Here is a 10777-nt window from a genome sequence, read left to right as displayed (position 1 = left end):
GTTTCATAAAACCTTACTTTTTCATCCAACAGTCTGAGAAATCCCTGGTAATCGAGCTCATCCCTGTCGTCGTACAACTGTTTTTCCAGCTCATATACCGAAGTATGCAGGCTAAAAATTGTATTGAGAAAAAACTCGGCCAACTGCCTTGGATTAACAGGGTCTCCAAAAATGCCCTCCCTTGCCCCTGCATCAATTAGCTCTTCATATAACCCGGCAACTTCCTGCTTCAAAAAAATTGTGATTTTTCGCTGCAGTTTCAGGTTTTCTTCACTTTCAATGGAAGCTTTAAATTTGTGCCGCCATTCTCCTTCTTTTATCTTGTATTCGTTAATAGCTTCAAATGCCATATTCATTTTTTCCACAGCAGACAGGTTAGTCCGCGCAAAAATTTTCTTGATTATCTGGACAACCCTGTCCGTAAAGTCCCTGGCAATTGCTACAATCACATCCTCCTTGGATTCAAAATAGTGATAGAATGCTCCCTTTGTTAATCCTAATTCATCTATAATATCCTTTATCGTTGTATTCTCATACCCTTTTTTATAAAACAGCTCGAAGGCGGTCATCATGAATTCATGCTTCCTGTTATGACTTGTTACAATATCAGACATATTGAAAATCCTCCTTTAGTATTACCCATAATGCAACATACCGACGGTCGGTATATTAATTATAAGATAATTCTTTATCCATGTCAACTCAAATCAAGGGGACGGTTCTTGCGATTACGCCTTCAGGATAATCGATCTGATTATCCCCGTTAACTGCTCTATTTCAAAACCCCTTATTTTCTTTATTATCTCAAGTGTTCTTACATATGCCAGCATCTTTAAAATTCATCAACATGTCTGCTGAATTTCCTGCGTCAATGATAGGTGCAATTTTACCTCCATTCAAATACGACAACATCGGACGATCAGTTTCTGGTTTATGATTACTTCCATGAATCACAAGAACTCTCAAATTACTCCTTCCCAAACATTTCGCACAGCATAGTTATTTCACTTGTGCCTGCTCCAAAGCATTTTCAAGAGCCTTAAGATGTGTTTTGTAGGTAAGTGTGGCACCGCTTATTACATCCACTTGAAGTGTCTGCTATTTAATTGCGTCTCCAAATAAATCCGCAATACTTTGACCACCTGTCAGTTTCGCCGGCTTTCCTTCTTTATCCACATTTTTCTTCTCCCCTTTCTCTTGTCAGTTTTACTCATCGTTCTTTGCTCCTTTCATATCATGATCGTATTTATTCCCTCAACCGCTTGATAAATTTCTTTTAAGCCTTGAGTAATAAAAACCTGTTGACGATTGTCAACCAGGACAACATCAACCCCGGGAAACTGAGCTAGGTATCTAATTCCCTTATCTATGCCCGCCACAAATATTGCAGTTGACAACGCATCAGCAATCATAGCACTGTCTGCAACCACGGTAACGCTTATCAGTCCCGATTCTACAGGATATCCTGTGGTTGGATCCAGAATGTGATGCCGCCGCTTACCCGCCCTGTCAATAAAATATCGCTCATAGTCACCGGAGGTGACTACTGCTTTGCCGGTTACCTTTACTGCTCCGATCAGGCAGCCATAGTGTCTGGGGTGCCTGATGCCCACACTCCATGAAGAACCGTCGAGTTTATTTCCAAGCGTGGATACATTTCCCCCAATGTTTATGAAAGCTGAGACTACACCGTACTTTTGAAGTGTTTTTATTAAGCAGTCACTGACATAGCCTTTTCCTGCATGCTGATTGATCATACTGACATCGCTGTTCGCATGAAGCGGCTTAATATGTTTTCCAGCCGCAGAAGTACCGCTTTAACTTCGCTAACTGCCAGTGCTGCTTTTTCACCAAATGCTTTGTATGTAATTTCAGTATTCATACAAAAGCTGTCAGACTCGATAACCGTGGTTTGCCGCATGGGTTATCCTCCTTTGATTCAGGTGTTGAATGAATATTGTCGCATTCATTCACTTGATCCGCCGAAAAAACTGCTCGGTTTATTCAGAGCAGTTCGTCAGGCCTTTCATAACAATCTCCGTTATAAGCGCTAAAAGCTGTGGGAAATATTCAAGTCCGATTTCTTCCTTGTGTGTATCTACATTGATTATGGCGACAAAAATCATCATAATCATTTTACTGTCGATGTCTTTACGCATTTTCCCCTGGGCTTGCCACGCCTTCACAAGTTCCAGGAAGCTATCATATAGAAAATCAACCGCTTGAAGCCCATTTTCCTCCCGATAATGCTTTTCGATTTTTTCAAAACCATTTTTATTATACCATTCCTTTAGAATGGGGAAGGACTCCGGGTTAAATCAAGAGACTGCAAACAACGTTTTTTTAGCTTAGCGTTTTATTCCAGAAAAATATCCAAGAAGAGTTTTTCTTTTGACGGATAGTATTTGTCAAACGTCCCTACAGCCATTCCAGCCTTTTGTGTAATCTCAGATATGTTTGTATCCATTCGGATTTCTGTCCAGGTATTTCTGATGATATTCTTCGGCAGTATAGTAATTATTAAGCGGCATTGTCTCAATTAAGACCGGTTTGTCATAATGCTTTTGAAGCTCCTTAAGGGAATTTTCTATAACCTCTTTGTCCCGTCATTTACATAATATATGCCTGTCCTGTACTGGGTCCCTATATCGTTGCCTTGTCTATTTTTCGCCAATGGATCAATTGCTTCATAATAGAGATTCCGAATGGCTTCCAGGCTCACCTCATCCGGTTTATATAAAACTTTTACTGTTTCGGCATGACCTGTGTTTGTATGGCATACCTCCTCATAAGTGGGATTTTCCGTATTTCCATTTGCATAACCCACCTTTGTGCTTACGACTCTTTTGATTAAAGACAAGTATTTTTCGACTCCCCAAAAACAGCCCCCCGCCAGATAGATCTCCTCTATGCTTTCCAAATATGCTTATCTGTGGAGGCTGCGGCGAATTTTTCCGCAGGATTCAAATGAATAAGGATAAAAAGCGTTAAAGGCACCCTACGCGCAGAATTCGCGTAGAGTGCCTTGTTTTTAATTCTGTAACAGGTTCAAATATTGCGAAAGTCTTTCCTTTACATACTCTCCGACCATATTTACCATCGAGGACGCGTCGTTGTCCTGATAATAGCTGTCGAAACAGGCATAATATTTTCTTCTGTCGGCAAATTTCACGTCGATAGGCGGATAACCCGCCTGCATCAACATTAGATTCAATATCAACCGCCCGGTGCGTCCGTTGCCATCGATGAACGGATGAATTCCCTCGAAGTCCAGGTGGAAAAGTGCCGCTGTTTCTATAGTGTGCCGGTTGTCACGGGACAGATCTGCAACCAACCGTTCCATCTGAACCGGAACAAGGTAAGGCTGCGGCGGCTCGTGGTATGCGCCCATAATTTTAACCGGGATCCTCCGGTACACACCCTTGTCCTCTGGTCTGTCCATCAGGACGAGAGAGTGGATTTCACGAATAATCCGTTCCGAAATCGGAACTTTCTCACTGACAAGGGAAACGACATAAAGGAACGCGTCGCGATGCCCCACCGCTTCCAGATGGTCTTTCAGCGGTTTTTTGTCAATTGTCACACCCTCCAAGGCAAGTGCGGTTTCTTGAAGCGTGAGCGTGTTGCCCTCAATGGCATTTGAGTTGTAGGTAAATTCCACGAGGAATTCATCCTGCAAGCGTTTTAACTCTCCGCTTGTCAGAGGACGCCGACGGTCAAGCTCCGCCTTCATCTCATCAATGGAGGTGAACAGCGTAGCGTATTGTTCCGGAATCTCCTTGCCGCGCAGAGTGCGTCCATCAATCGGCTTTAACGCGTTCGCTGGAATGAGATAGGAACGCCCCTTTTTGACAACTCCTTCTATCCGCCTATCCGCGCAAAGTACGCGAACACGACGGTCGGATATACCCCACCGCTCCGAAGCCTGTTTTACGGTGATATATTGCACCGTTTCACCTCCCCAGCCTTTTTATAGTATACCACACCATCGGAATAATATCAATATTATGTTGATATTTATACTGCTATTGTTCCGAAGACGTTTGGCGGCTTCCACATCCTTTATTCGATTTATCATATCTGATCATTGAAACAAGTGACGATCACGGCTATTACCGATTACGACGACAGGAAGGCAAATGGACACATTACAAAATTAGTGAAAATGGTAGCACTTATGCTATAGCTCTCCTAAAAGAACTGACAACGCCGAACACGGTTATAGAGGATAATAATTGCTGCATTTGATACCGGATCTTACTAAAAAGGATCGGTTGACTTATGCAAAAGAACAAATGCTATCCACCTTCAAAAAGGTTGTGTCTGTAGGCAAGGTACTAAAATCTAGTGAGATTATAGAAATATTACAAAAACAAAGAGGAAAATAAAGTGAGAATGTTAGCAGAGTTTTTCCCGGAATTCGCCGAGAAGCTTGACAAGATTGATGAAATCTATGCCTCAAAACATACGATAGACGAAAAGACCTACCAATTTATCTGCTTTGCCCTGTCTATCAAAGGGCGCTCTAAGCCTTGCGTTTTGAAACACTTTAAGGGGGCCCTGAAAGCCGGAGCCACAGTTGATGAGCCGACTTACATCCTCGCACTCACTATGCGTGAAGCATCGGGTGCTGACGACTGTTGGACTCACAATGTGATTGATATGGAAACAACTCAGCACCCCAAGTTGCTTGAGGAACTTCCCGCAATAGATGTGGTCGTTACAATGGGCTGCAATGTGGAATGTCCACCAGAGAGGCAGCCATACTGATGACAGTCAGAGTTTTGATAGATTACAGGATATGTAGGATTTAGCGTCAGAAGTAGAGGATTGAAAAAATGAGGTCAAGGTTGATAAAAATTGCCGCTATGGTTATTTTGAATTGGATGCTTTTGACTGCTGCTGTTTATGCAGAACCGTTAACTTTGAAAGAAATACCTGTCCCTCTTGGCACGAACTATGAAAGCAGGTTAACCGACGATGATCTGGATACTCCTGCCGGTCTTGTTGTTTCGCAGCAGCACCATCAAAACGGCAATCCATATTATGTTCTTAAATGCAATACTCCCAAAAGTGTTGTAACATTTTTGGATGACGACAATTGTATAGTATGGTGTGAAGTAAACTATAAATCAGACAGCGGAATATGGAAATCGGAATTCTCATATTCCTCTTTTTCAAATGTAGCTTCCGTTGGCACAGTACCGGCAGACATCACACCGCCTGATCAGGATCCTTTCTACCGGAATGCAAGCATCTGGGCAGAAGCCGAGCTTGATAAAGCGATGGGATTATAAACCCTGCGGGCTTAATTCTCGGCAGCAATCAACCTTTTGATAATTATCTATTTGGAATTTGTTCAGTTAATAATTCCGCCCGTGTTTTTGACTAAATTTTCGTTCCATTTGTATCGCTCCGTAATAGTCATATACTGCAATGCTTTACCGGCTTTATTCGGTATTGCCTTAATCTTTCTTATACCGGGTTAAAAACTGCTTAGTTCTCTCTTCCTTAGGATTGCCAAACACTTCCTGAGGGGAGCCCTGTTCGACAATCACACCATCATCCATAAAGATAACACGGTCTGCCACATCCCGAGCGAAGTCCATCTCATGAGTCACAATGATCATTGTAGTGTTGCGCTCTGCCAAATTCCTAATGACCTTCAGCACTTCCCCGGTGAGCTCAGGGTCTAAGGCAGAAGTAGGTTCATCAAAACACAAAATGTCCGGCTCTAGGGCTAGGGCGCGGGCAATGGCTACGCGCTGTTGCTGTCCACCGGATATCATATGGGGATAATAGTCCAGCTTATCCGATAGACCAACCTGAGAAAGAAGCATTTTGCCCCGATCCTGAATCTCTTTCAAGATAGCTTTTTTCTCCTGTTTAAAGTTAGGGCGTTCTTTGGCCAACAGCTCTGCTGCCAATGTAACATTTTTTAGGACTGTGTATTGAGGAAATAGGTTAAAGCTTTGAAAAACCAAGCCGAAATGCAGGCGCTTTTTCCGCACTTCACTTTCCCGTTGGGTAGCGGGATCCATTGCGTCAAAAATCACCTTATTATTGACGATGATGCTTCCTTTATCAGGCCGCTCTAGGAAGTTAAGGCACCGCAGCAATGTGGTCTTTCCGCTTCCGGAAGAACCTATAATCGCGATTGCCTCTCCTTTTTCCAAGGAAAAATCAATCTTTTGCAAAACTTTGAGGGTTCCGAAATGTTTCTCAATATCTTTGACTTCTAAGATTGCCAATCGAATCCCCTCCTTTTATGTACGGAAATAACTCAGTTTATTTTCTAACCAATCAAGCAGTAAGGTTAACGCCCCCACAAAGACAAGGAAATAGATGCCTGTGGCAAAGAGGGGCCAAATAAGTCCTTTACTGCTGTATTCTCCAGCCATCATAATGATCTCTTTATTTGCAATGATGCGTGCAAGAGATGTATCCTTCACTAGGGTAATCACCTCATTACCAACTGGCGGAAGGATACGCTTCACTACTTGAAGCAATGTTACATTGAAAAAGATCTGTCTCTTTGTCATGCCCAGGACCTGACCCGCTTCAAATTGGCCCGCCGGTATGCTCTCAATACCGCCTCGATAAATCTCCGAAAAATAACAGGCATAGTTGATAATAAAGGCAACGGTTGCAGCAACAAAACGCCCTGATGCACCACTTGGCCAGGAAAAAGGCATGTCCAGTAGACCCGGTCCGAAAAAAATTATGATAAGCTGCAGCATCAACGGCGTTCCTCGGATTATCCAAACAAATGTTCTCACCAACCACCGAAGAGGACGAAAGCGGCTCATGGATCCAAAAGCAATCAACAGCCCTAACGGTAGTGAGAACAAAAGCGTTAATGCAAAAAGCTTACAATTGAGCAAAAAGCTCTCCGATAGCCGACCAACAATCACAGGAATCTGATTCATATCTCTCTTACCTCAACATACAAGCGGTGGGACAGAGGTTTAGTCCTCTGCCCCTCGCTCCATTTTCTATGTGCCATAAGCCTATTCAGCCAGATCCAGTCCGTACTTTTCAGCCAATGTAGCCATGGTGCCGTCTGCAACAAGTTGGTCGAAAATCTTGTTCACTTCTGCACAAATGTCAGAACCCTTGCGGAAGGCAACCCCATAATTCTCTTCGCCCAAGTAATCTACAATTATAATATCCGCATAACTGGTGCCTTCACCAGTCATGGTATTTGCCAAGGTTAAGTCTAACACAGCCGCGTCAGAAGTCCCGGATTTCAATTCCATCAAGCACTCAGTCTGCAAGGTCTTGGGAACATAGCTTGCCTGCTTCAGGTTATCATCGGCCTTAATGGTATCTTCACCAGCGGAGCCCTGCTCTGCCGCTACAGTCTTGCCTATTAAGGATGCCGTACCATTATATATAGCGTCTTCCTTCATCAGAACCACCTGCGCATTCTTCACATATGGCTTGGTAATTTCCATAGTTTCCTTACGCTCGGGGTCGATTGTCAAGCCGTTCCAAATACAGTCAATGGACTTTGCATTCAGTTCCACTTCCTTGGTATCCCAGTTGATCTCGACAAATTGAGGCTCAAGACCAAGCTTCTCACAGATCAAGGTTGCCAGCTCTGTGTCAAAACCGGTAAAAGTGCCACTTTCATCTGTATAATTCATGGGAGCATAATCGGTGTAACCAATGATCAGCTTGCCATTTCCCTGAACATAACTCAAATCACTTTCACCCTGAGACTGATTAGCTTCCGTATTGCCACAAGCAACCAACGCAAGAATCATGGTTAGTGCAAAAAGCAAAGATAATAATTTCTTCATTTTTCATTCCTCCAATTTCAGTCTAAAAACACTTTCCCATTATATCACGTTAGCGAGATAAAGGAAAGGCTTTTCCTCTGACGAGCTTTTTGCACGCTGGGGAGAGTGAAGTGCTTTTTTAATTGTATCCCGTACAGTTTCCCTGAAACCATCATTAATAAAGTATACTTTACGGGCAGGAGAGCCATATTCTTCTTCATATAGTAAAGCAAGTAGAACCATTTCAATTTGAGTCAATATGCATTCCTCCTGATTTACACGTTTGATTATATCTTTTTAATACTCTCATAGCCCTAAAGGTAATCCATTTGCTCTGCTTGTCTTTTTGGACAATTGGAACTAATAAACGGTCACTGTTATAGGTATTCTCCGCTTTCCACCTGCCCATTTCGTCCTGTTTTGCTATAACTATGCTTATGGCGTCATCCATACGACTGTCTTTAATGCCCATCCCAGTCAGGATATCCAATATTTTCAACACATCCGTCTGATACATTAAAGGAAAACCGAATTTGAGCCAACCAGGTTTTGATTTTCGGTTTAGATTATGACTACGTTTATAAATATGGTGAATCAAAATAAATTCAGTTGCTTTTTGAATTGTGTCGTTTATTTCTTTCGATCGTCTTTCTATCGGCACTGCACTTAATCCTTTGAGCACCTTGACTACACCCATAAGGCAGCTGTGCGCACCCCAGCATATTTCCCACCGATTATATGGCGGTACTTGAGGGTCATCAGCTACACCATCATTGAAACGCATAAACTTGGTAATCCAGCCGATAGCTTTTTGCAATCTCGGGTCGTCGAGATAACCAAAGTGTATCACGCTCCACACCATATTTCCGGTCAGGCAGGGGATTACTTCTGTTTTCCTACCACCGCCTGTCTTTTTTGCTGTATTCTGAGAAAAGCCTCCTTCCTCCCTCTCTTGAGAATTTTCTAATATGTACTCACATAGCTCTTTAATTTGTGGCGTTACCTCAGCACCTAATTATGCAAGTGTAATCAATGACCAAACAAGCCCTTTATACTTATAAGCATAATATCGGGGGTAGGCTTGAACATAATCACTTTCCCTCTGCCTTTGAAGCATATTGAACACGATACCTGTTTCCATGAGTTGTTGTTTGGCAGCTTGTAATTCATTATTATCAACTGGATTTTCTAAAATATTTGTTAATGCAGCATAGCGTACGGAAGGGTTGTTTTTTTCAAGTAGCCAATCCGTTGGGTCTGCTTTGAGCACTTTTCTCAATGCACCCATTATTTGTTCCTCCTATTGACCTATTCCATATATAGAATAGTGTTGAAAAATAAAATTGTCAGCATCTTTTTTTCGTCACAGCGTAAAATTCACATCTGTCTTATCACCTCAAGCTTAGTAAAAACAAAGTGTTATCTATTCTGTCAACACAGCACACTCAACGTGTGTTATGCCGGAAGACTATTTTCTATTAAAAATTGTTTTGATTTTGCTTACTGACGCGATTCTATCTTCAGCCATTTTATCAGCTGCCTTATATGTTGGAATGTTGTCTCTTTTAGCTAACTCAAACACTTTCTTGCAGACGTCATAAATTTTTGCAGTGTTTTTCATGGCATTTGCTTTGTTATATTCTCGTCCCGATATATCATCAATTATATTAATAACACCGCCGCTGTTTATTACATAATCCGGTACGTAAAGTATTCCTTTTTCCTCAAGAATATCACCATGTTTTGACTCGGCTAATTGGTTGTTAGCCGAACCGGCAATAATTTTGCATTTTAGTTGCTCAATTGTTTTGTCGTTTATTACAGCACCTATGGCGCAGGGCGAAAACACATCACATTCTACTCCGTATATTTCATCCAGTCCTACTGCAGTTGCGCCTAATTCTGCTACAGCTTTATCAATTTTTGCTTGATCTCTTGTAGTTACAATTAATTTGGCTCCTGCTTCATGCAATAACTCGGCTAGGAGTCTTCCGACAGCTCCTAATCCTTGAATTGCCACGATTTTCCCTTTTAAATCATCGCTGCCATAAATTTCATTAACAGCTGCTTGCATCCCTTTAAATACTCCATAAGCTGTCATCGGCGAAGGATTGCCGCTTCCTGTCTCCAAACCCACTATATAACTCGTTTCACAATTAATATATGCAGCGTCCGATTGTGTTACATTCATATCTTCACCGGTTATGTATCTACCGTTTAGTCCTTCAACAAATCTGCCAAAAGCTCTAAACAATGCTTCGCTTTTTATCTTCTTTGGATCACCTATAATGACTGCTTTCCCGCCGCCAAGGTTTAATCCCAGAGCCGCATTTTTATATGTCATACCTTTAGCCAATCTTAACGCATCTTCAATCGCTTCTTCATCAGTCTCATAATCGTAGATTCTTGTTCCGCCTAACGCCGGCCCTAATGTAGTATCATGAATAGCAATAATTGCTTTTAACCTGGTGCTTTTATCCTGGCAAAACACTAGTTGTTCGTAATCATATTCTTCCAGTTTACTAAATATCTCCATCAAGTGTCCCTCCTTATATGTAGGTTTCTCTATAGCTTATATTATATTGATAAGGTCGTAATTGGTCAAACGGCGGGCTACCCGGCATTTTCGCCACCCAAAAACACATTTACGGCAGATGGTAAATCGCCGGAAAACCCTAAATTCAAGCCGTTTTTCAGGCGCTTATTTGTTTTTTATATTTATCATCAACACGACTGTCTCAACGTGCCTTGTTGCTGTGATTCTGATGACCATCGAGCCTGGTACCCCCTTGGCGTAAGGGTATATTTTCAATAATTCCGACGCTCAACATTTGTTTTTTACAAAATAGTTGTGCTAATTATAACATGGTAGCCCTCATTTTAGGGTGTCTGATTTGTAAAGATAAAAGTTGCCAACAATAAAACCCTCAGTGTACTGAAGGTTTTAGTCTTAGCAGTTTAACTTTTTATAATGAGCATTGAAACTGATACTC

Annotated in this window: 16 protein-coding genes and 2 pseudogenes; 3 read left to right on the top strand and 15 right to left on the bottom strand. The window is 42.0% G+C overall.

Annotated elements, in window-relative coordinates; genetic code table 11:
• The 8 genes and pseudogenes from LHW48_07835 to LHW48_07800 all read right to left on the bottom strand — a co-directional run.
• Positions 1–614 (bottom strand): TetR/AcrR family transcriptional regulator (locus LHW48_07835; GenBank protein MCB5260365.1); only part of this gene is annotated, 614 nt, incomplete at its 3' end.
• Between the two features lie 385 nt (positions 615–999).
• Complete coding sequence (locus tag LHW48_07830) at positions 1000–1086, bottom strand: FMN-binding protein (GenBank protein ID MCB5260364.1); 87 nt, start codon at positions 1084–1086, stop codon at positions 1000–1002.
• A gap of 143 nt (positions 1087–1229) precedes the next feature.
• Entirely contained in the window at positions 1230–1757 is a 528-nt protein-coding gene (locus LHW48_07825) for an FAD:protein FMN transferase (protein MCB5260363.1), read from the bottom strand.
• The gene (locus tag LHW48_07820; protein MCB5260362.1) at positions 1754–1921 is read right to left on the bottom strand and encodes a hypothetical protein; all 168 of its coding nucleotides are present in this window, start codon (positions 1919–1921) and stop codon (positions 1754–1756) included. Before LHW48_07820 ends, LHW48_07825 begins: the two co-directional genes overlap by 4 nt.
• A gap of 79 nt (positions 1922–2000) precedes the next feature.
• Positions 2001–2159: a hypothetical protein gene (locus tag LHW48_07815; protein ID MCB5260361.1), complete on the bottom strand. Its 159-nt coding sequence runs from the start codon at positions 2157–2159 to the stop codon at positions 2001–2003.
• Between the two features lie 197 nt (positions 2160–2356).
• Positions 2357–2428, bottom strand: a complete 72-nt coding sequence (locus LHW48_07810) for a hypothetical protein (protein ID MCB5260360.1) — start codon at positions 2426–2428, stop codon at positions 2357–2359.
• Between the two features lie 19 nt (positions 2429–2447).
• Positions 2448–2920: pseudogene (msrA, locus tag LHW48_07805) on the bottom strand (peptide-methionine (S)-S-oxide reductase MsrA).
• A gap of 111 nt (positions 2921–3031) precedes the next feature.
• Positions 3032–3949, bottom strand: a complete 918-nt coding sequence (locus LHW48_07800) for a Fic family protein (protein ID MCB5260359.1) — start codon at positions 3947–3949, stop codon at positions 3032–3034.
• A 176-nt stretch (positions 3950–4125) separates the two neighbouring features.
• Between LHW48_07800 and LHW48_07795 the strand changes: the two are divergent.
• From LHW48_07795 to LHW48_07785, 3 genes and pseudogenes are all read left to right on the top strand, one after another.
• Positions 4126–4248: pseudogene (locus LHW48_07795) on the top strand (transcriptional regulator).
• Positions 4249–4389: 141 nt separating this feature from the next.
• Positions 4390–4770 carry a carboxymuconolactone decarboxylase family protein gene (locus LHW48_07790; protein MCB5260358.1) on the top strand — a complete coding sequence of 127 codons (381 nt, stop codon included), beginning with the start codon at positions 4390–4392 and terminating at the stop codon, positions 4768–4770.
• Positions 4771–4838: 68 nt separating this feature from the next.
• Positions 4839–5297 carry a hypothetical protein gene (locus LHW48_07785; protein ID MCB5260357.1) on the top strand — a complete coding sequence of 153 codons (459 nt, stop codon included), beginning with the start codon at positions 4839–4841 and terminating at the stop codon, positions 5295–5297.
• Positions 5298–5465: 168 nt separating this feature from the next.
• Here LHW48_07785 and LHW48_07780 read toward each other — a convergent pair whose 3' ends face one another.
• From LHW48_07780 to LHW48_07750, 7 genes are all read right to left on the bottom strand, one after another.
• Positions 5466–6245: an amino acid ABC transporter ATP-binding protein gene (locus LHW48_07780; GenBank protein MCB5260356.1), complete on the bottom strand. Its 780-nt coding sequence runs from the start codon at positions 6243–6245 to the stop codon at positions 5466–5468.
• Between the two features lie 21 nt (positions 6246–6266).
• Positions 6267–6929, bottom strand: coding sequence for an amino acid ABC transporter permease (locus LHW48_07775; protein MCB5260355.1), 663 nt, complete (start codon positions 6927–6929; stop codon positions 6267–6269).
• 81 nt (positions 6930–7010) lie between these two features.
• Complete coding sequence (locus tag LHW48_07770; GenBank protein MCB5260354.1) at positions 7011–7805, bottom strand: amino acid ABC transporter substrate-binding protein; 795 nt, start codon at positions 7803–7805, stop codon at positions 7011–7013.
• 39 nt (positions 7806–7844) lie between these two features.
• Positions 7845–8042, bottom strand: coding sequence for a hypothetical protein (locus LHW48_07765; protein ID MCB5260353.1), 198 nt, complete (start codon positions 8040–8042; stop codon positions 7845–7847).
• Positions 8029–8634, bottom strand: a complete 606-nt coding sequence (locus tag LHW48_07760; GenBank protein ID MCB5260352.1) for a hypothetical protein — start codon at positions 8632–8634, stop codon at positions 8029–8031. Before LHW48_07760 ends, LHW48_07765 begins: the two co-directional genes overlap by 14 nt.
• A 165-nt stretch (positions 8635–8799) precedes the next feature.
• Positions 8800–9072: a hypothetical protein gene (locus LHW48_07755; protein MCB5260351.1), complete on the bottom strand. Its 273-nt coding sequence runs from the start codon at positions 9070–9072 to the stop codon at positions 8800–8802.
• A gap of 180 nt (positions 9073–9252) precedes the next feature.
• Positions 9253–10320, bottom strand: coding sequence for a leucine dehydrogenase (locus LHW48_07750; GenBank protein MCB5260350.1), 1068 nt, complete (start codon positions 10318–10320; stop codon positions 9253–9255).
• Positions 10321–10777: the final 457 nt, after the last annotated feature.

Source organism: Candidatus Cloacimonadota bacterium (assembly GCA_020532355.1).
GTDB lineage: Bacteria > Cloacimonadota > Cloacimonadia > Cloacimonadales > Cloacimonadaceae > UBA5456.
The sequence above is the reverse complement of the archived record's forward strand: the minus strand, read 5'-3'. Positions and strand labels throughout refer to the sequence as shown.